The organism is Thauera sp. ZXT1-4 (assembly GCF_052598215.2).
In genome coordinates, this window is sequence record NZ_JBQWSN020000011.1 from 91899 (window position 1) to 112629 (window position 20731).

A 20731-nucleotide genomic window follows, 5' to 3' on the forward strand; every position below is an offset into this window, starting at 1 on the left:
GTTCTCCTTGGGCCGACACTCAAGGCACCGTCCGGGTCAATGCAGGTCGTTCGAGCGGCAGCGCCAGCGTCACCAGCCAGCACAACACCAGCATCACCGCCGAGCCTATGAGTGCATACAGCAGTCCGCCCCACTGGTACAGCAGCCCCGACAGCAGGGTGCCGATGAAGCGACCGAGCGCGTTGGCGGCGTAATAGAAACCCACGTCCTCGGCCGCTTTCTCCGAGCCCGCATAAGCCAGCACGAGATACGAATGCACAGATGAACTGACCGCGAAGGCAAAGCCGAACAGTCCGAGGCCACCTACCACCACCCACTCCAGATTGGGCGCCTCCAGCCACACCGCCGCCGCGAGGGCGGAAGGAATCACGGCCAGCGCAGCAGACCAACGGCGTGCGGCCGGCACCTCGCGGCTCAAGCCGTCGGTGCTGCGCCGAACGATCTGCGGCGCCAGCGCCTGCACCAGGCCATAGGCGATCGTCCATACGGCGAGAAAGGTGCCGACCATGGTGAAGGTCCACCCCGCCGAATACAGGAACACCGGCACCCCGACCACGAACCACACGTCACGCGCACCGAAGAGCACCACGCGAGCGGCGGCCAGCACATTGATGCCGGGGCTCTTAGCGAACAGCTCTCGCACCGAACGCGAAGCCTTCTTCCTGCCCATCATCGGCGGCAGCGACAACAGCACACCCAACAGCACCACGGCCAGCAAGCCCGACATCGCCCACAGGGCACCCCGGAAGCCCAGTACCTCGAGCAACAAGCCGCCGAGGAAGAAGCCGATACCCTTCATCGCGTTCTTGCTGCCGGTGAACCACGCGACCCACCTGAAGAGCTGGCCGGCGCCTTCGGCCTTCGCCTCCGCCTGGGTGATCTTGATGGCCGACTTGCTCGCCGTCTTGGTCAGGTCCTTGGCCACGCCGCAGACCCCCTGTGCCAGCACCACCCAGGCCACCGCCATCGCCGCTGTCCACCCCGGATCGAGCGCCGACAGCAGCACGAAGCCGGTGATCTGCGTGACCAGGCCGACCGCAAGCATGCGCGCAATACCGAAGTGCGTCGCCAGCCAGCCACCCACCAGATTCGCCAGCACGCCCGCCGCCTCGTACAGCAGAAACAGAAAGGCGAGCGTGAACGGCGAGTAGCCCAGGCGATAGAAGTGCAACAGCACCAACATGCGCAGCGCACCATCGGTGAGCGTGAAGCCCCAGTAGGCAGCGGTGACGATGGCGTAATTGCGCACGGCGTGGTGCGGGCCTCCGCCGGGCCTCCCCAAGGGGGGATCAGCCCCCTCGGGGGGTAGCGAGCGCGTTGAGCGTGCAGGCCTGTCCATGATTCAGATGCCAATGGCTTCCATGTGGCAGGCGAGGTCAACCATGCGGCAGGCGTAGCCCATTTCGTTGTCGTACCAGGCATACACCTTGAGCAGCGTACCGTCGGTGACCAGCGTAGACAGCGCATCGACGATCGAACTGCGTGTATCACGGGCGTAATCAACGCTCACCAGCGGGCGCTCCTCATAACCGAGGATGCCGGCAAGCGGGCCTTCCGCGGCCGCCTTGAACAGCGCATTGACCTCCTCCGCCGTGGTCTCCCGCTGCAGCTCGAACACGCAGTCGGTCAGCGAGGCATTGAGCACCGGCGCCCGCACCGCATGGCCGTTGAGCTTTCCTTTCAACTCGGGATAGATCAGCGCAATCGCGGTGGCGCTGCCGGTCGTCGTGGGTGCAAGGCTCATCAGCGAGCTGCGCGCGCGACGCAGATCCTTGTGCGGCGCATCGACCACCAGGTTGGTATTGGTGGGGTCGTGGATGGTCGTGATCTGGCCGTGGCGGATACCGAGGCTCTCGTGCACCACCTTGACCACGGGGGCGAGACAGTTGGTCGTGCAGGAGGCCGCCGTCACAATACGGTCGCGCGAGGGATCGTAGGCCTCATGGTTGATGCCGACGACGATGTTCAGCACGCCGCCCGTTTTTACCGGCGCGGCGACGATCACCCGCTTGGCGCCGCGATCCAGATGGCCCTGCAGGGTTTCAGGCGTGATGAACTTGCCGGTGCATTCGAGTACGACGTCCACGCCCAGATCCCCCCAAGGGATGTCGGCTGGGGTGGCATGCGAGGAAAAGGAGAGCGTGCGGTCTTCGATGCGGATCGTATCTTCCCTCTCGGCACGGAAGTCCGCACGCCACCTGCCCTGCACGCTGTCGAAGGCCAGCAGATGTGCGGTCGCTGCGGCGCCGCCCTTCAGTTCATTGAGGTGCACCACCTCCAGCCGGTTGCCCGCACGTGGATCGTCCGCCTGCCGTTCCGCCGCCCCCATCGCCGCGCGCAGCGCCAGACGACCGACGCGGCCCATGCCGTTGATACCCACTCTCATGTCACACTCCAATACAACGATATTTTTAGAAGTTTTGAAGTATAGATGCGCGAGTGTGACGCCAATATGAAGATCTCGTGACAGCACGAGGACTCCGCAGGAGCCATGCGCCACAGCCCCGCATACGCCAGCAGATGCGTTTCAGTTACGGCTCCGGCTGTCGGCGAGTGTCCCGCGGCGAGTCGACGACTGATACTGCCTCATGAAACGCCGGTCGATCCAGTCCTTCCATCGCCACGCAAGCCGGCCGCTCGCGGAGAATGCCGCCCAGGAGACGATCGCCTCCCGGGGCCCGGTGGCCAGCAGGTAGAGGCTGCGGCGTTGCGGCCGATAGGGCTCGAGGGGACGCCCCGCGAGCGCACGCTGCAGGTTCCCGGTCAGTACCGGTCCGGCGCGCACCGCGTAGACGCCCGACTTGGCATGGGGTGCATCGATGCGCGAGGCCACATCGCCCGCGGCGAACACGTTCGCGTGCGACACGCTCTGCTGGCCTTGCCCGACCGCGATGAAGCCATCCGGCGCGAGCGTCAGCCCCGATTGTGGGAGCCAGTCCGGTGGGCCCACACCCGTTGCCGCAATCACCCAGTCAGCGGCAAGCGGCACGCCCGCCTCAGTTTCCAGCGCGGATCCGTCGGCCCGCACCCGCTGCTCGACAAGCTCGACGCCTTGCCCTGCCAGTGCCGCGCGTGCCCGCCGGACAACGCCAGGCGCGTGCCCGGGCAACAGCCCACCCCCACACGCAAGCATCACCCGCGGCGCGGTGACGCCGGTTTCACGACGCAGCCGGTACGCGACCGCAAGTGCGAGTTCGACACCCGCCGCGCCGCCGCCGATTACCGCCACCCGCGCGTTGTCATCGCCGAGAAGCATTGGCAGCGCCTGCTCCCATTTCGCCACGAAGGACTCGAGCGGGCGCACCGGCAGCAACCCCGGGTGATTCGCGAGCCCTGCATCCATGGCGAGACGTGCGCCGGTGTCGAGCGACAACACGTCGAATTCGATGGTGCCTCCGTCGGCCAGCGTGACATGGCCCCGGTTCGCATCCAGCGCGCACACGGCATCCTGGACGACGCGCACACCAGCCGCACCCGCCAGCGGCAGGACGGGGGCCACGCATTCGTCGAGACGGTAGTGCCCGGCGATCCAGCCCGGCACCATTCCGGAGTAGATCTGGCGCGGATACGGTGTCACGAGGACGACCTCCACGCCCGCCCACGGTGCCTCGCCGAGGGCGCGCAGCACGTGCAGGTGGGCGTGCCCTGCGCCTGCAAGTACGAGCCGTTTCATGCCTGCCCCGACGAGGCGAGCACCGAGCGCAGCGCCGGAAAGCGTGTGGCCAGCCGCTCGAAATCCGCCGGGCGGTCGACATCCCACAACGGCGCTGTTTCGTGCCAGTCGAGGCCGAGCGCGCGCAGGCGCTGGCGCGTCTGTGCCATGACACGATCCGTGCTCCAGTCGATGGCCTCGAACAGCCATGGATCTGCGCGACGCAGCGCGATCAGCACATAGCCGCCATCCTCGGCCGGGACCAGCACCGCATCGTGGCGGTCAAGGGCATCGGCCACCTGCCGGATCAAGTCGGGCGTTAGCACCGGGCAGTCGGTGCCGATGACCAGCGTGCCCGCCGGTGTGCGCGATGCGGCAACGGCGGCCTGCATGCGTGCGCCAAGATCGCCCTGTGGCTGGGGCAGCAGACGGACGTCCCCGAAAGCCCGGCAGCGCTGGAAGTCGGGATGCGTCTCGTCAGGGGCACACCACAGACTGACCGGCCCGATGTCGGCGGTCACCGCGGTGGCCATCGTGCACTGCAGCAGCCAGCCTTGCAGCGCCGCCGCGCCGGCCGCGCCGAGGTACGGAATCAACCGGGTCTTGCACAAGCCGGGCAGCGGCGCCTTGGCCAGGATTGCCAGCTCGATGCGCGTCGAGGCGTCGTCGTTCATCGGGGGGTATATCCGTAGGCGCGGGCAAGCGCATCCGGCGAGGCGCCGAGCCAGAAGCGAAGCCGCAGCCACCACATGGTCAGCACCGTGCGCACCAACCCATGACGCGCCCAGCGCCGGCCGGATGTCTCCACCCGCTGGCGCAGGCAGGCCGGGCGCGAGATCGCACGCAGTCGCTGCGACAGCACGATGTCCTCCATCAGCGCGATCTCGGGAAAGCCCCCCGCCGCCGAAAAGGCCTCGCGCGTGCAGAACATGGCCTGGTCTCCGGTCGCGATGCCGGTGATGCGCGAGCGCAGGTTCATCGCCCAGGCGACCACCGCGACGCCCGCAGGCCCATCCACGATGCGAACATCGAAGCGCCCCCACGCGGCACCGCCTGCGAGCGCCTGGCGCACCGCCGACATCGCGTCGGGGGGCAGCACGGTGTCGGCATGGAGAAAAAGCAGCGCGTTGCCACGAGCGCAGACGGCACCGGCGTTCATCTGCCGCCCGCGCCCCCTGTCCGTGGCCACGACCCGGTCCGCCAGCGGCCCCGCCAGTGCGACGGTTTCATCCTGGCTGCCGCCGTCGACGACGATCAGCTCGACCCCCTGCCTGCGCAGCGGCTGCAGCGACTGAAGGCGCGCGACGATGCCGACGGCCTCATCGAGCACTGGCATCACGATCGACGGCCCACCAACGAGATCTGCAGCCGTTGGCGAGGGCACGATGGCTTGCGCTCTCTTCATCAGCCCCCCTGCGCCAGGTATGGAAGCGTTCCACCCATCGCAGCAGGCGCTCGGGTGCGTGTGCCCGCTTCCAGTTGCCGGCGACGTACTTGTTGGCTTCGGCCAGGGTCGGGTAGATGTGGATGGTGCCGAGGATGCGGTTCAGCCCAATGCCCTGCTTCATCGCCAGCACGTACTCGGCGATGAGGTCGCCCGCGTGCTCACCGACGATGGTCACGCCCAGGATGCGGTCCTTGCCCGGCACCGTCAGCACCTTGATGAAGCCGTGCGCCTCGCTGTCGGCGATGGCGCGGTCGAGGTCGTCGATGCCGAAGGTGGTGAGCTCATAGGCGATGCCCTGTTCGCGGGCCTCCTGCTCGTTGAGTCCGACCCGGGCAACCTCGGGCTCGATGAAGGTGGCCCACGGGATGACGCGGTAGTCCGCCCTGAAGGTCTTGATCGGGTCGAACAGGGCGTTGACCGCCGCATACCAGGCCTGATGCGCCGCGGTGTGGGTGAATTGGTAAGGCCCCGCCACGTCGCCCGCGGCGTAGATGTTCGGGTAGTTGGTCTGCAGCAGCGCGTTCGTCTCGATCGTGCGACCACAGCGCACGCCGAGTTCCTCCAGCCCGTAGCCCCTCAGGTTGGCGCTGCGCCCGAGGGCGATCAGCACGGTGTCGAAGGCAATGCGTACCTCCTCGCCCGCATGCTCGGCGATCAGGATCTTCTGCTCGCCCTCCTTCACGAAAGCCTTGGCCTGGTGCTGAAGGCGCAGGTCGATGCCCTCGTCGCGAAAGCGCTGCATCACCAGCTCGGACACATCCGCGTCCTCGCGCGGCAGCAGCCGCGGCCCGCGCTCGACCTGAATGACCTGGGCGCCAAAGCGGGCGAAGGCCTGGGCGAGCTCGCAGCCGATCGGTCCGCCGCCCAGCACCAGCAGTCGGCGCGGCAGCGTGCGCAGCGACCAGACGGTGTCGGAGGTCAGGTAATCGATGTCCTCGATGCCCGGCAGCGCGGGCACCGTCGGCCGCGCGCCGGTGGCGATGACGATGGCGCGCGTCGTGAGGCGCCGGCGCTCGCCGTCGGCGGTGTCGATCTCGACCTCCCACGGCGACACGATGCGCGCAGCGCCCTGCACCACCTCGACCCCCAGCCCGGCGTAGCGCTCGGCCGAATCGTGCGGCTCGACCTGGGCGATGATGCGTTGCACGCGTTCCATGACCTCGGCGAAGTCGAAGCGCGCATCGGCCGCGGCAATGCCGAATTCGGGCGCGCGCGCGACGTGCGACAGGAACTTCGCCGAGCGGATCAGCGCCTTCGACGGCACGCAGCCGGTGTTGAGGCAGTCGCCGCCAAGCTTGTGGCGCTCGACCAGCGTCACCTTGGCCCTGACCGCCGCGGCGATGTAGGACGTGACGAGACCTGCGCTGCCACCACCGATCACCACCAGGTTGCGATCGAACCGCCTCGGCCGGGGCCAGCGCGCATTGACCCGGTTGCGGCGGATGCGTTCCACCACGCGCCGCGCAAGCAGCGGGAACACGCCGAGGATGGCGAACGAGCCGAGCAAGGCAGGCGACAGGATGCCGCCCAGGCTGTCGATGCGCGCGAGCTGGGTGCCGGCATTCACATACACCACGGTGCCTGCGAACATGCCCAGCTGGCTGACCCAGAAGAAGGTCCAGGTGCGCATCGCCGTCAGGCCGAGCAGCAGGTTGACCAGGAAGAAGGGAAACACCGGCACCAGGCGCAGCGTGAACAGGTAGAACGCACCCTCGCGCTGGATGCCCTCGTCGATGGCCGTCAGGCGCTGGCTGAAGCGCTGCCCGACCCAGTCACGCAGCAGGAAGCGCGCGATGAGAAAAGCCGCGGTGGCACCCAGGGTGGACGCGAAGGAGACGATCACGGTGCCCCACAGCACCCCGAACACGGCACCGCCGGCCAGCGTCAGCAAGGCCGCGCCGGGTACGGACAAGGCGGTGACGAGCACATAGATGACGAAGTAGAGGGCGACACTCGAGACCGGGTTGTGGTCACGATAATCCGCAATGGCGGCCTGGTGCGTCTTGAGCGTCTGCAGGTTGAGGTACTGGCCGAGATCGAACAGGAAGAAGCTGCCGATCGCGGCAGCGAGAACCATCAGCACGACGAGTTTGCGCGGATTCATCCGGATGCCTGCCGATTCGCTCAATGCTCGAGCGCGCCGCCGCAACTGCTCCCCTGCCCGGCGGTGCAGCCGTAGCAATGCTCGCCAACCCGGATTTCTCCGTCCTCCAGGCCATCGCCCAGAAGATCCGACAGATGCGTGACCTGTGGCCGGGCGCCGAGCGGCAGCCCGAGCATCTGGTTGAAGTCACAGTCGTGCACCTGCCCCTGCCAGCTGACCGACACCAGCGTGCGGCACATCACCCCGCCCAGGTTCTCCTGCCGGTGGCCGCCCTTGAGCAATGCCATGTAGTCATCGAACTGCCCGCGCGAAACGAGCTGACTGCCGAAGCGCTGGATGGGCATGTTGGCCAGCGCGAAGAGCTGATTGAATACGATGCCGTAACGTGCCGCCAGCTCGCGCTTGTACGCCTGCTCCAGTCCCTGCTGGTCGGGCGGCAGGCTGGGGCCGAGCGGGTTGTAGACCAGGTTGAGCACAAGCCCTGAGTCCGCCTGGCCATAGCCGAGCGCATTGAGCCGGTGCAAACCCTCCATGCTTTGCCGGCCCACGCCCTCGCCCCGCTGGGCATCTACGTTGTCCTCCAGGTAGCACGGCAACGAGGCAATGACCTCGACCCGCTGCGCGGCCAGAAAATCGGCCAGTCCTTCATAGCCCGGCTCGCCCAGGATGGTGAGATTGCAGCGGTCGATGACATGAAGCCCCATCGCCCGAGCCTCGGCGACAAGCCGCCGGAAGTTGGGATTCATCTCCGGCGCGCCGCCGGTGAGGTCCAGCGTGCTCACCCGATGTCGGCGGGCGACCTCGAGCAACAGCGCCATCGTGTCCCAGCTCATTTCTTCCGTGCGGCGCGGGCTGGCTGCCACATGGCAGTGCAGACAGGCCTGGTTGCAGCGATAGCCAAGGTTTGCCTGCAGCACTTCGAGACGGCCGCGCGTGAGCGCGGGGAAGTCGGTCTTGACCAACAGGGGGAAGGTATCGCGCATTGCATTGCTCCGGGTCGGTTTGTTCCTTGGTCGGAGGCGCTGGCAAATCCTTACAACCAGACGCCTGAGGCTGGAGCTGTGTCAGGAGTCACGCCGCCCCCTGGACGCCATCCGATCCTTGCCTGTTCCTGCTTGAGCAAACGAACCGGGCCTGTAGCAGCGCTACATACAGGACTGTCACGCGTTCGTCGCAATGTTCGCTTAGTTTTGCTGCATGGTCCCCTACCCAAACCGAGATCAGTTGGTCATCTTCGACGCCGACGGCACGACCATCGACGCCTTCCATGCGATCGAGCAGAGTTTTCTTCGCCATGGCATGGCCATCGGCGATCTCGAACGCTTCCAGCGACGGCGCAAGCTGTTCAAGTATCTGGGCGGGCTGCGCGAGTTCCCGAACAACCTGCGCCAGCAGTTCGGCAAGCAGAATCGGAAGCGCCTGCTGGAGACACTGACCGACTTCTACCGCGACGAAGCCGTTCTTTACCCCGGCATCGCAGCCCTGCTGCAGACCCTGATCGCCACGCCGCACGTTCGCATCGGCATGGTGACGCGCAATGTGACGATCGACCCGGAACAGACGCTCCGGCGCTTGTTCGCACGCCACGCCATCGACATCGATGCGTTCGATCACTTCGCATGCATTCCCCTGCGCGGCGACAAGACGGCGTCCTTCCGCGATGCGCGCGTGCGCCTGGGCATCAACCCGGCGCGCTGCTATGCCTGCGGCGACGAGTTCAGCGATTACCTCGCGGCCATCGGTGCCGGCATGTATCCCTTGATCGTCGCCTACGGCGCAGAGGACCGGAGCCGGCTGCGCCAAACGCATGGCGTCCCGGAGGATTTCATCCATGCCTCACCAACCGAGTTCAGGGAGAAACTGCTGCACACGCTCGCACTGGAAGACCTTCTCCCTCCGATCGGGCTGGAGATGGAAACCCACCCCGATCCGGCCCCCGGCGACGCAGTAGGAAGAGGCGCATGACGACGAAGATCGATCTGATCTATTTCAATGCCGGTGGCGGGCACCGCGCCTCGGCGCTGGCTCTGGAGGCGGCGCTGCACCGCCAGGCGCCCAGCTGGCAGGTACGCCTGGTGAACCTGTTCGAAGTGCTCGATCCGCAGGACAAGTTCCGGTCCATTACCGGCAGCGGCCCGGAAGACTGGTACAACAAGCGCCTCTCCCGCGGCTGGACGCTAGGGATGGCGCAGGAACTGAAGCTGCTGCAGGCGGCGATACGCTTCGCCCACCCCCTGCTGCTTCGGTCCCTGCAGCAGCACTGGCTGCGTACCGAGCCCGATCTGGTCGTTTCGCTCGTACCGAACTTCAACCGGGCGCTCCACGAAAGCCTTGCATCAAGCCTTCCGGGGGTGCCCTATGTCACGCTGCTGACCGATCTGGCCGATCTGCCGCCCAGCTTCTGGATCGAACCCGATCAGCTACAGCACTTCATCTGCGGTACGCCCCGGGCCGCCGAGCAGGCACGGATCCTCGGCCACGACACGAGGCGCATTCATCTCACCTCGGGGATGATCATCCGCCCGGAGTTCTATGCACCCGCCAAGGTCGACCGTGCGGAAGAACGCTTGCGCCTCGGTCTGGACCCCAGACGCCCTACCGGCCTGGTGCTTTTCGGCGGCCACGGCTCGAAGGCGATGCTCGGCATCGCGCAGCGCCTGGCAGCAACGACGCAGCTCATCCTGATTTGCGGCCATAACAGGGCGCTCGCCGCACGCCTGCGCCAGCTTCCCGTGATCGCACCGAGAAGGGTGGTCGAGTTCACCTCGGACATCCCCTACTACATGCAACTTGCCGACTTCTTCATCGGCAAGCCGGGGCCGGGCAGCATCAGCGAGGCCGTGCAGCAGGGCCTCCCGGTGATCGTCGTCGACAACGCATGGACCATGCCGCAGGAGCGCTACAACGCACAATGGGTGCGAGAGAACGGCGTGGGCATCGTCCACGGCAGCTTCCGCACCATCGAGCGCGCAGTAGCCCAACTTCTCAGTGGCATGGATGCATTCAAGGCCCGCGTCCGCCAGATGGAAAACCGGGCTTTGTTCGAGGTGCCGGAGATCCTCGACCGGATCCTGGTACAGGCGACGGAACACGTCGATCGGGGGATCGACACCGGCTTGCGCCACCCTGCCTCCACCATCTGACCTGCCCGATCCCCGCACTGCACACCTTCTCCGGGTCGTGCGTCGATCTCGTCGAGCGCCCGTACCAGACCGGCAGATACGTCGATACCGAAACGTACACCGGGTATCACCCACCCGACGCCATCGACTGCCCGCAACGCAAGCCTTCGAGGCGGGTGAGGATCTCCTGTGGGACGCTTTCGACGATCTTCGTTGCGCCCAGGTAGATCGTGCCCTCATTGCCATCGAGCGTGATCAGAGCCCCTTCGTGCAACAGCCGCCCAGCCAGTGTCAAGGTTCGCGCGACCGGGTCGATCGAGGTGCCATCGCTCGCGGCGACATGCCGCTGCGTCAATGCGGCAGCGTCGAGGCCGTGTGTCCGTCGGGCCGCCGTACCGGCGTCGATCACGCCCTCGTCCATCAGATCGAGCGCAATGCGCGCTGCCGCGAGCGGCGTCCGCTTTCCGTTGCGCGTCTGCAGCAGATAGAGTTGCCCATGTTGCACGGTGAACTCGAAGTCCTGCATGTCCCCGAAGTTGCGTTCGAGCAAGCCCACAAGCTCAAGCAGCGCTTGCCAGACAGCCGGTGCGACCGAGGCAAGCTCATCGTGCCCGAGCGCGCTGCGTCGCCCGCTCACCACGTCCTCGCCCTGTGCATTGAACAGGAAATCGACCCATGGACGGCGCTCGCCACTGCTCGGGTCACGCGTAAAGCCAACTCCGGCCCCGGAAACACCGCCGGCATTGCCGAACACCATACGCTGCACGATGACCGCCGTCCCCAGGTCATCGTCTATACCGTGCAGCCTGCGGTAGGTGACCGCCTTTTCACGCTGCCAGGAGGCCATCACGGCAGCGATTGCCTGCCTTAGCTGCTCGTGTGCATTCTGCGGAAAAGCTTCCCCGGCCTCGCGCTGGTAGGTTGCGAGGTGGCGTCGTGAAAGCTCGCGCAACGTGGCGAAATCGAGTTCCCGCTCGTCGAGCGCTCCCCGCAGCACCTCGAGATCTTCCTCGAAGTGTGCTGCATCGATCTCCGCCACGGTTTCACCATAACCGGCAATGAGTCGCCGGTAAGCGTCCCAGGCCAAACGCGGATGCCCGGTGATGCGCACGAACCCCGGCAGGGTTTCTTCCGTCAGGCCAACGTTGAGCAGTGTTTCCATCATGCCTGGCATCGACACTGGCGCTCCGGAGCGCACCGAAACCAGCAAGGGGTGACGTGGATCCCCCAGGCGCAGCCTGCAGGATCGCTCCAGCGTTTCCAGCGCCGGCAGCCAGTGATGGCTTCTGATGCCATTCGACTGCGCGCACCAGCCCGTCCCGATCACGAAGGCTGGCGGCACCGGCAAGCCCAGCGCAGCCATTCGCGCAAGATTCCAGGCCTTGGCACCAAGCACGCGCGCACTCCCATGGGCAGGCAGCGGCGCATCCCGTTCGATCGTCTGCACGACACACCTTTCGTCCGCCCGCATCGGCACTGCTTCCGCACCCTTCACATCCGCCGCACGCCCGCTCATTGTCCGCCCCCTACCCGGCTGAAGGCGAGCCGCCGCAAGCCATAACCGGTGGCGAGCATCCAGTCCGAGGCGGATTCGAGTGCCTGCGCAAAATCAGTGCTCAGGCTGAGTGTCGCCGCATCGCTGATGTGTTCTGCAAGCGCACGGCGCACGTCACGAAGCAGCACGTCGCACTGGCGCTCTGCATTGAGCACCCGCCAGAGCGCAGACACGAACTCCTCATGATCCTCAGCATTGCTGTCCTCACCGAGCGTGCGAGCGATCTCGAGCGCGCGCACGTGATCCTGTGCGGCACCGAGCACCGTGTCGGCAAGCAACTGCATGGTCTGGTGGACCTGACCCCGCCACCCCTGGTGATGATCCGCGGCGATGAGCGAAAGCAGGAATGCGGCCTCCTCGAGCGCATCAGCGACGTCATCGGCGGTTTCGACCAACTCGGCGAACGCCTCCCAGCGCGGGCGTGCTTCGGCCCGTGCACGCGCATCCATCACCAGCTGGTCGGCACTGCGCTCCCACTCCTTCGCCCGCTCTGCAAACCTGCGCGCGGCCTTCTTGTCGCGTTCATGGTTGTGCGCAAGCCCATCGCGCAAGCCCTCTGCCATGGCATGGCAGTAGGCAGCGTGCTCGGCAAGCAGGTCGAACTCGTCATGTCTGCGCAGATAGCCCGCGAGCAGCAAGCGCGTATCGTCGGCGACCAGTGTCTGGGGCTGACGTTGCCGCACCGCCGCCAGGGCTTGCGCCATCACGTCGAGCAGAAACGCCGTCGCCTTCTCGCTTCCCATCACCACGTCGAGCCGGTCGCCAATGCGGAAATAGCCTGCACCCAGCGCCTGCATGGCCCCGAACACCAGCTTCTCGCCCCCCGCCTCGAGCCAGGCCATGTGACCAACTTGCCTGCGTGCAGCCTCATTCAGGATGGCGACGGCATCGGACTTGCTGACCAGTTGCTCAAGACGCTTGCGCGCACGGTTCCAGTCGATCAGGAACACGATGCGCTCGCCGATGCACTCCAGCGTCTGCGCCACCTCCTCGTCGTCATCGCACTCGAAGCGCGCGGTGCCGACGTAATAGGTGGCGCCGAGATTCAGCCCGGCAGTGCTGCGCGCCTGAGGTTCGCTCCACACCGCAGCAACCTCGCTCAACAGCGACTGAAAGAAGGCGAAGCGGCGGTGGTGCAGATCCGAGTATGTCAAGGTGATGACCCGGTCCTGCACCTGCATGACCAAAACGTGCGCATCATTGGTGCCGATATCGTTCTGTAACAGCAGCCGGTCGCCGTCGCGCGTCGCGGCCGTGTCGAGCCCCGGGTGCTCAAGCTTGAGCGGGCGTGTACGGTTGACACCCCGCATGAAGGCCGCGACACGCGCACGGTCAGCATCATCGATCTGCCACACGTGCGCGCCGTCGATGGCTTCGCTCGACAGATCCGCGGCCAGGCGATTGATCGCCTTGTGCAGGTCCATGACCAGCAAATGGAGACTGTCGTCCTTGCCGCGCTTGCCGCTCGTCAGCGCCTGGATGTCGCCTGCCGACAGCGTATCGGGCTGCAACTGCTCCAGCCACGCGCACCAGTGATCTATGCGGCCATCCAGGGACGGATCCCCCGCAACGGGGCGCCCCATGATCCGCAGATCCACGAGGATGCTGGAACGCAGTCTCGGCAGATCGGGGATGTGCAGCCGCGAGCCATCGCGAAACGCGCTGGAGGGCAATTCCAGCAGCCACGGCGCCTTCACACCCACCGCAGCGAATTCGTGCGAAAGATCGACCGCCTGCGACTCGCCGCCCATGGCATGCGCCTGCGCTGCCTGCAGGGCGCTCAGATAGAGCTTGAGCCGGTCGTTGGCAGCCAGCGCGGCGCGCACGCGCGCCGGCTTCAGCAGTTCGGTCTGGCCCAGACTGGCTACAGCTTCGGTTTTCTCCATGACGGGCTCCGGGTACACGAGCCTGGATTGTCCGGCCCGATTGTGACAAATACGTCACACCGCAGAGCCGCTCCCCCCAAGCGCCCACGTCAGTTCAACTGGAGGCACCCCAGACGCAAACGCATCCCGCTTGGACGAGATCCGCACCGCACCCAAAGAGCGCCGGCACTGTTCCGGCCATGCCGGGCAATCCGTCCCTGCCTAGCCTCGCGCAAGACAACCCGTCAACCCAAACCAGGCGTACGTTCGCAGACCTCTTCGATGATCAGGATGCGCAGGCGGATTCGCATCGAAACGTGGGCGGTGTCCCGGGAAGTGGCGTAACAGCGTGAGGAAGAACCCGATGACCCAAGGCAGGATGCAGCTTTCCGAGCTGCTTGAGAAGGCCGGCGCCGACGATATCGTTCGCGACATGATCGCCTTCGTGGCTCAGCGCCTGATGGACATGGAAGTCAAGAACCGCTGTGGCCCCGGGACATGCGCAGGCTCCTGGCGCCCGCCTTCCTCAAGGGGTCGGCCATGGAGGCCGCGATCAACGCTTACCTGGTCAAAACCGGCAGTAATCTCGTGCTGATCGACACCGGCGGGTCCAAGCTGTTCGGGCCGTCCCTCGGCCACATCGCCGACAACCTACGGGCGGCCGGTCACTGCTATGCAGACCGCTCAGTGAGAATGGGGAAGCATCACCTCTCCGTGTCAAGTGCCAACAAGCCACAATCGATGTCCCACCTCGCCCACATTGAAAGTTCGATTGGATAGGGCTCGTACCAATAGGTGGCGTTAATTTTGAATGTCACCTGGGCCGAGCGCCCATCTTCAATCTCGCTTTCAGGCGATACCGACACGCTATCGCGCAACACCCGCGGCTCAAACGCAAGGATTGCGGTCTTAATCTCGGACGCCATTGTCCTAATTCTGTCTCCCGAAAGGGCAGATCCGTAGTTGCTGCGGATGCCGAAGTTGAGCACGGAGGTGCGGACCCAGGGATTGGGCTCGAGCGCGTCCTCCGACAGCACGGCGGTAGAGTTGAGCAGCCAACGCAGGTCCCGCAGGACCGCCTCCTCATAGGCGGCCCGGGAAGCCGGCCCCGGCGCTCCGTCGGGATGCTCGATCAGCCGGTCCAGCAAGGTGGGGAGGAAAACTCCGCCCAAACGCTTGGCGTTCACGCCTCTCTCCGCACGCTCAGCAGCAAGACGAAGAGGTCGGCGTCCGGATCGCCGCTGTGGGTCACCTGGCGGGGCGGTTCGCGGGGCGAACGCTCACACCACCAGAAACTGCGGCGGGGCCTTTCCCGGAAAATCTGCACTAGGTTGGGCCAGGACAAATAAGTGCCGGGCTTGACCGAGCCCGAGATGCCAAGCTCGGCGAGGATCTCCCCTGCGGACTCGGTATCGGCATCCGCCGCCCCCTCCCGAACCGAGGCAGACTCCAAGGCGTACTGCACGGCGTCTGGCGCGCTGCTGCCGGCGATGGCCCGGCGCAGCAGGGCGTCGACCTCGTGGAGCCATTGGCTCCTGGGTGGTAGATACAGCTCTAGGTTCTCCGCATGGACCGTCCGCAGGGCGATCACGGGCGAGCAGCGACCGACCCGGTCGACGCTCGGCGCGACGCAACCGAGGAGCGCCCGTGCCTCCCAGATGCCGGGGGTCATGGCGAAGTGCCACAGGGGGGCAAGCTGGTAGGCGTCCCGCCAGTCCTCGCCCACCTGACGGGGCAACTCCGCGACCCCCTCCGCGATCCAACCGTGGATGAGCTCGCACAGGGCCGCCGGCAGGCCGCGGCCGACGAAGTCCCCGACCGAGGGAAGCTTCCCGAACCAGCCGGCCAGGGGCTCCTCCTTGCGGCGCATGAAGGGCAGTTCCATTAGGCGGTTATCCGGCGCGGTGGGCGTCGGCGCAGGGGGCACGCATGACCCGGGTCATCTCGATGCGGGGCCCGACCCAGACCGCGACGGCGCTGGCGTTGTCCATGTGGGAAGCGGAGAGGTCCGGAATCCGGCCGAGCATTCCATCCATCCAGGTCTCCGGGAAAGCGGCCTCGTCGAGCGCCTCCTCCATGGCCCCCTCGTCCACCGAATCCCAGAAGCCGTCGCTGCACAGCAGGAACACGTCGCCCGACATCAGCTTCAGCGGCCCGGCGCACATGGCGGTGGGCGGGATGTCCCGCGAGCCGACCGTGGCGTAGAGGGCGCTGCGCTCCGGCCTGGCCCGCACCTCCCCACGGGCGAGGCCCGCGTCCAGCATGGCCTGGAGCACGCTGTGGTCGTGGGTCAGGATACGCGCCCTGCCCTTGCGGAAGAGGTAGATGCGGCTGTCACCCAGGTGGCACCAGGAGGCCGTCGCCGCCAGGGTGTCGATCACCAGGGTGGCGAGGGTGGTGTTCATCTGGGCGCAGTCGGGATGGCGCTGGCGTGCCAGCCCGAGGGCCCGGCGGGCGGCGGCGAGGGTCCAGTCCACGTTGCAGCTGCGCACGCCGGGTACCTGCTGGAAGCTGCGCAGCACCTCGCCCACCACAGCCCGGGCCGCCAGCGCGCCGCCCTTGGCGCCGCCGGTGCCGTCGGCCAGGGCGAAGCAGCCGATGCGCTCGTCGGCGCAAAAGCCCACGCAGTCCTCGTTCTCCTCGCGTCCGCCCAAGGCGGAGCAGTACGCCACGGAAAGGTTCATCCCTGCCGCTCCCTCTGCTTCTGGCCGTCTGCCTTGGCGGACGCCTCCTCGTAGGCGTCCACGAAAACGGCCCCGAAAAAGTCTTGGAACCGATCGATCGCCTGGTCCCGCGTGTTCTCGAAATAGCGTCCGTAGGCATCCCACAGGCGCGCCTTACGCCCCACCGCCAGGATGCTCTCGATGACGCCGTGGTCGTTGGCGTTGCGGCTGATAGTCTCCGGGTCGAAGCGCTCGAAGACGTGGCTGAGGGCCGAGCGCATGCCGGCGAGCACGCCCACCTGGTGGTCGTAGAGGTCGGCGAAGGCTTCCTGAACCGCCTCGTCGGCCTCCATGAAGCCCGGATAGCGGCGCCCCAGCAGGTACATCAGGGCCACCCGGCCATCGGGCGAGAACTTGAGCGGGTTGTTGCGCTCCGGCGCGATCAGGGTGACGTTGGCCCGCACCTCGCGCTTGACCGTGGCGCGCGCCGTCATGAGCCGTACGGCCCCTTCCACGCTCTGCCTCAGCAGGGTCCCGATCAGGCGCATGAAATCCTCGTCGAGGCCCTTGCGGTCCTGCAGGGCCTCCACGGCGAGCCCTTCGAGCAGCGCGCGATAGAGCGCGTCCGCCGATGGGTCCGCCGATGTGCCGGCCCGGACCGGGGCGGGAGCGGGGGCGGCGGCGGCGGCCTGGCGCGGCGGCGGCGGCGGGGCGGGCTCGACCAGGGGCGCCGCCGCGGGCGGCCGGGGCTCGGCCGGGCGGGCGGGCGAGACCCCGGGCGGGCCGGCGGACCGCGCCCCCGTCGTGCCGTGGACCAGCTCGTCCAGTTCCAGGTCGTCGGGGATGGTCACGGGCGCGGGCGGCGGCTGCACGGCCCCGCCGCGGGCCGCCTCGGGCGCGGCCGGATCCTCCAGCATGACGGGCAACTGGAAGGGGGAGTTGAGCTCGGCGCGGTGGTTAATCCCGTGGCTCTCCCGGGAGTCGCTGGCGGACTCGAGGAGATCGAAGGGGCGCTCCTCGTCCCGGCCGGCCCTGAACAACTGCAGGGGATCCAGGGACGGGTCCTCCATGGCGGCCGCGCCCCCCATGAGGGGATCGGCTGTCATCTGCTCGACGCCGTCGCCCACACGGACGGCGTCCCGGATCAGGCGCGCCTTGTCCTTGTCCAGGTCAGCTAGCTCGATGTGCTGCCCGACCTCCAGGCCGAATCCGCGCGATACCCCACCCGCGCCCTTCAGATCGAGGATTCGGTCGATGTCCAGGGACTCCGGCTCCGGATCTAGGATGGGCGGCGGCGGGAAAGGCGCCTCGGCCGTCACCGGTGAACCCGCTTCGGGGGCGGGTAGCGCAAGGTCCGGGGCGAACGCCTCGTCGCGCTCCGCGGCGGGCGCGGCGCCGACCGGCAGAGCCCCCTCGCCCAGCATCTCCAGCAGCCCGGCGTCGATGGCGGCCGCAGCCGGCTGCGCGGCGTCCGCCGCGAGGACGGATGCGCCGTCCGTCACCCCATCCACCGCCTCGCGAACCTGCAGCAGATAGCAGCCGACGCGCACCTCGTCGCCGACGACCAGGGGCCGCCGGCTGCCCGGCTCCAGAGAAGAGTCGTTGACCAGCGCGGGGTTGGATTCGCTGATGTTCGCCAGCCAGTAGCTGCCGTCGGACTCCCGTGCGACTTGCAGATGGCGGCGCGACACGAGCCGCATGGGATCCGGCAGCACGACGGCGTTGTCGGAATCCCTTCCGATGGTCCCGCCCTCGGGCGGCAGACAGCGCCCGATGGGCAAGACTGGCGCCAATTCGTTGTAGGTGAGTGCGACTACTTGAAGCATAAGGGTCTCTATTCAAAATGCCTAATGGGACTGCCAGCGCAAGGTCGCGCGCTCGCCCTCGTCGACGAAGAAATCGACCACCATGGGGGGAAGTGCCGACTGCTCGATACGGATACTGTGCTGGCCCGGCTCCAGGCTCATGGCCCGGACGGAGCCGTCCTGCACCAGGCCGATCCCGTTCTCGTCCAGGAACACAAGGCCCGGCATGGGACTCTCGAGCACCAGTTCGGCGCCCGCCCCACCCCGCCAGCTCACCACCATCACCGGGCCGCTGCGCCCGAGCGGATCGTGCTCGCCCCCGCTCGGGCCGAACACAATGGTGCGCTCCGGATAGCTGGAGGCCTCCTGCCCCATCCGCGCCACCCGCTCGATGGCCGCCTCGCGGGCCGGCTCCGCGGCGGCCTCGGCTTCGCGCCGGGCGAGCTCGTTCAGCACCTCCCGGGACTGGGCCACGGACACGCCTTCGGCCGAGGGCGTGTCGAGGAGGATGGAGCAGCCGGCCGAGGCGAACAGGGCCAGGGCGAGCAAGACGCCGGCCATCCCGCGCACCCCTGCGGCGGACGCCCGCCCCCCGCGGGCGGAGGCCTCATTCCGCCCCGAAGACATGACTGATGCGATAGACGTGATCGGCCTCGATGTCGATGAGGAAGTGCTTGGGAGGATGGGTTTCGTTGCGAATCTCGATGTGCATGGCCCCGGGCTCAGCCGGCAACCGCAGGGAAGGCGGCGCCACGCCGGCCAGGCTGCCATTCACGAAGACCTTGCCCCAGGGGGCCACGCGCACATCGACCATGGCCTTCCTGGGCGGGGCGGCAGCCCTCTGCGCCCCCCTGGCCTCGGCCGGGCCTTCGCCCGGGGCGCGGGCCTGGTCCAGAACAAGGGCCTGGTCCAGAACAAGGGCTGGGTCCGGAACGATGGGGGGTGGAGCCGGCAGCGGCACGACTCCGGTCGTCTCGGCGGCCCCGCTTGCGGGCGCCTCTGGCGGCACGGGCGTCGCAGGAGGCGGATCGCCGGCGACCGCGACCGGCGGCTCCGGCGGGAGGGCCTGCCCGGTAGACGGCGCGTCGGCCAGCTCGGGCAGGGTCGCCTCGGCCATACCACCGGCCGCGGCAGAGTCGCCGGCCCGGGCCGAGCCGCCCGCCACGGCTTCATTCGGGCCCGATTCGGTCCCGGCCGCACCGGGCGGAGGGAGCGAGTAGGGCATGGAGTCGGGGGTCTGGACGGGGGGCCTCGAGGCCTCGCCTGCGCCGTCGCCGGTGCCCAGGACGCCGGCCAGCGCCGCTCCGCCCACCAGTACGGCGGCCGCGAAGGCCTGCCAGCGCGCAGGCCGGGGCAGGCGGGCAAGGGGCGGCACCGCGGGCGCGGCAGCGACCTGCGCCCCATCCTGCCGGGGCGCAGGGTCCGGCACTGGGGGAAGTGGCGGCAGCTGAGCGCGGGCCGCCTCCGACCACACTTCCGGCACCGAAGCGGGAGCCGGAGCCACACGCGGCTGGACGGCGGCCGGCGGCTCGACGGCGGGGGCCCGCAGGACCGTGCCGGGGGCCGGCGCAGCCGCCGCGGCGGAATGCTCGGCCGGGGTCAGCACCCCCGAGGTGCGGGCCGCGAGCAACGACTCGAACTCTTCGACCGATTGCAGCCGCTCGCCCGGATGCACCCGCAACCCCTTGTCGAGGGCGGCAAGGACGAAGCGCGAGAAGCCCGGTGGCGCCAGCTTGGTGAGGGGTTCAAGAGGGTCGCGGATGATGCGCGCGACGGAGACGATGGGCATGCTCCCGGTGATGGCCTGGTAGGCAACCGCGCAAAGGGCGTAGAGGTCGGTCCACGGCCCCTGGGGCGCCAAGGACGTGTCCTCGCTGTACTGCTCGATAGGCGCGAACCCGGGCTTGAGGATCACCGTAGCCAAGTCCGAGCCGTTCATCAGCATGCTGCGGGCGGCGCCAAAATCCAGGAGCAGCGGGCCGTTGCCCTCGAGCATCAGGATATTGTCGCTGGAGATGTCCCGGTGGTAGCAATCAGCCGCGTGCAACAGACTGAGCCCCTTCAGCAGGGGCAACAGGAAGGCGCGCAGCTCGTTTTCGTCCCGCAGCCGGCGCCCCCCCTGGATGAGCTGGCTCAAGGTCTGGCCTCGGTAATAGGGCATCACCATGTAGGCCGTGCCGTTCTCCTCCCAGAAGCGCAGTACTTCCACCAGGGCGGGGTGCTTGAACCGCGCCAGCATCCGCGCCTCGGACACGAAGCTTCGCAGCCCCTTGTCAAAGGCCTCGAGCTTGCGCGTCGAGTTGGCCCTGACCACGCCGTCCTCCGCGCGCGAGGCGTGGCTCACGGGCAGGTACTCCTTGATTGCCACGTCCCGCTCCAGGTGCGTGTCGAAGGCCAGATAGACGATGCCGAATCCGCCCTCTCCGATGATGGAGCGGATCTCGTATTCCTGCAGCCGCGCCCCGGTCCACAGGGCGTTTACCGGCTTGATCATGGTTCGAGACAACTTGTTCATGGC

The 20731-nt window shown here is 67.4% G+C and carries 17 protein-coding genes and 1 pseudogene; 3 read left to right on the plus strand and 15 right to left on the minus strand.

Annotated features, from left to right (window positions below):
• Nucleotides 1-19 precede the first annotated feature (19 nt).
• The 7 genes from arsJ to arsS form a co-directional block, all read right to left on the minus strand.
• A complete protein-coding gene (gene arsJ, locus ACUH78_RS10720) occupies nt 20-1249 on the minus strand; it encodes an organoarsenical effux MFS transporter ArsJ (protein WP_445333406.1) in 1230 nt (409 codons plus the stop codon).
• A gap of 93 nt (nt 1250-1342) precedes the next feature.
• Nucleotides 1343-2386, minus strand: coding sequence for an ArsJ-associated glyceraldehyde-3-phosphate dehydrogenase (locus ACUH78_RS10725; protein WP_445333405.1), 1044 nt, complete (start codon nt 2384-2386; stop codon nt 1343-1345).
• Between the two features lie 141 nt (nt 2387-2527).
• A complete protein-coding gene (locus ACUH78_RS10730; RefSeq protein ID WP_445333404.1) occupies nt 2528-3673 on the minus strand; it encodes a slr1591 family oxidoreductase in 1146 nt (381 codons plus the stop codon).
• Nucleotides 3670-4326, minus strand: coding sequence for a TIGR04282 family arsenosugar biosynthesis glycosyltransferase (locus tag ACUH78_RS10735; RefSeq protein ID WP_445333403.1), 657 nt, complete (start codon nt 4324-4326; stop codon nt 3670-3672). The genes ACUH78_RS10730 and ACUH78_RS10735 overlap by 4 nt, the downstream gene beginning before the upstream one ends.
• A complete protein-coding gene (locus ACUH78_RS10740; protein WP_445333402.1) occupies nt 4323-4988 on the minus strand; it encodes a TIGR04283 family arsenosugar biosynthesis glycosyltransferase in 666 nt (221 codons plus the stop codon). The genes ACUH78_RS10735 and ACUH78_RS10740 overlap by 4 nt, the downstream gene beginning before the upstream one ends.
• The gene (locus tag ACUH78_RS10745; protein ID WP_445333401.1) at nt 4972-7203 is read right to left on the minus strand and encodes a dihydrolipoyl dehydrogenase family protein; all 2232 of its coding nucleotides are present in this window, start codon (nt 7201-7203) and stop codon (nt 4972-4974) included. Before ACUH78_RS10745 ends, ACUH78_RS10740 begins: the two co-directional genes overlap by 17 nt.
• A gap of 20 nt (nt 7204-7223) precedes the next feature.
• Nucleotides 7224-8186 carry an arsenosugar biosynthesis radical SAM (seleno)protein ArsS gene (gene arsS, locus ACUH78_RS10750; protein WP_435750878.1) on the minus strand — a complete coding sequence of 321 codons (963 nt, stop codon included), beginning with the start codon at nt 8184-8186 and terminating at the stop codon, nt 7224-7226.
• 214 nt (nt 8187-8400) lie between these two features.
• Between arsS and ACUH78_RS10755 the strand changes: the two genes are divergently transcribed.
• Nucleotides 8401-9168, plus strand: coding sequence for an HAD family hydrolase (locus ACUH78_RS10755; RefSeq protein ID WP_445333400.1), 768 nt, complete (start codon nt 8401-8403; stop codon nt 9166-9168).
• Nucleotides 9165-10346, plus strand: coding sequence for a glycosyltransferase (locus tag ACUH78_RS10760; protein ID WP_445333399.1), 1182 nt, complete (start codon nt 9165-9167; stop codon nt 10344-10346). Before ACUH78_RS10755 ends, ACUH78_RS10760 begins: the two co-directional genes overlap by 4 nt.
• A 106-nt stretch (nt 10347-10452) precedes the next feature.
• On the opposite strand, the gene ACUH78_RS10765 is transcribed toward ACUH78_RS10760, so the two are convergent.
• Together ACUH78_RS10765 and ACUH78_RS10770 are read right to left on the minus strand one after the other, a co-directional pair.
• Nucleotides 10453-11772, minus strand: a complete 1320-nt coding sequence (locus ACUH78_RS10765; protein WP_445333398.1) for a PEP/pyruvate-binding domain-containing protein — start codon at nt 11770-11772, stop codon at nt 10453-10455.
• Nucleotides 11773-11837: 65 nt separating this feature from the next.
• Complete coding sequence (locus ACUH78_RS10770; RefSeq protein ID WP_445333397.1) at nt 11838-13766, minus strand: DUF47 family protein; 1929 nt, start codon at nt 13764-13766, stop codon at nt 11838-11840.
• A gap of 343 nt (nt 13767-14109) precedes the next feature.
• Between ACUH78_RS10770 and ACUH78_RS10775 the strand changes: the two are divergent.
• Nucleotides 14110-14235, plus strand: a pseudogene (locus tag ACUH78_RS10775) (IS256 family transposase); the annotation flags it as partial.
• Between the two features lie 214 nt (nt 14236-14449).
• Here ACUH78_RS10775 and tssE read toward each other — a convergent pair.
• Genes tssE through ACUH78_RS10805 form a run of 6 tightly spaced genes read right to left on the minus strand, consistent with a single transcriptional unit; the run spans nt 14450 to nt 20728 of the window.
• A complete protein-coding gene (gene tssE, locus ACUH78_RS10780; RefSeq protein ID WP_435750874.1) occupies nt 14450-14932 on the minus strand; it encodes a type VI secretion system baseplate subunit TssE in 483 nt (160 codons plus the stop codon).
• The gene (gene tagF / locus ACUH78_RS10785) at nt 14929-15630 is read right to left on the minus strand and encodes a type VI secretion system-associated protein TagF (RefSeq protein ID WP_435750873.1); all 702 of its coding nucleotides are present in this window, start codon (nt 15628-15630) and stop codon (nt 14929-14931) included. Before tagF ends, tssE begins: the two co-directional genes overlap by 4 nt.
• Before the next feature lie 7 nt (nt 15631-15637).
• Nucleotides 15638-16429, minus strand: a complete 792-nt coding sequence (locus tag ACUH78_RS10790; RefSeq protein ID WP_445333396.1) for a PP2C family protein-serine/threonine phosphatase — start codon at nt 16427-16429, stop codon at nt 15638-15640.
• A complete protein-coding gene (tagH, locus tag ACUH78_RS10795) occupies nt 16426-18234 on the minus strand; it encodes a type VI secretion system-associated FHA domain protein TagH (protein ID WP_445333395.1) in 1809 nt (602 codons plus the stop codon). The genes ACUH78_RS10790 and tagH overlap by 4 nt, the downstream gene beginning before the upstream one ends.
• A gap of 21 nt (nt 18235-18255) precedes the next feature.
• Nucleotides 18256-18840 carry a hypothetical protein gene (locus ACUH78_RS10800; protein ID WP_445333394.1) on the minus strand — a complete coding sequence of 195 codons (585 nt, stop codon included), beginning with the start codon at nt 18838-18840 and terminating at the stop codon, nt 18256-18258.
• Complete coding sequence (locus ACUH78_RS10805; protein WP_445333393.1) at nt 18821-20728, minus strand: serine/threonine protein kinase; 1908 nt, start codon at nt 20726-20728, stop codon at nt 18821-18823. The genes ACUH78_RS10800 and ACUH78_RS10805 overlap by 20 nt, the downstream gene beginning before the upstream one ends.
• Between the last annotated feature and the right edge of the window lie 3 nt (nt 20729-20731).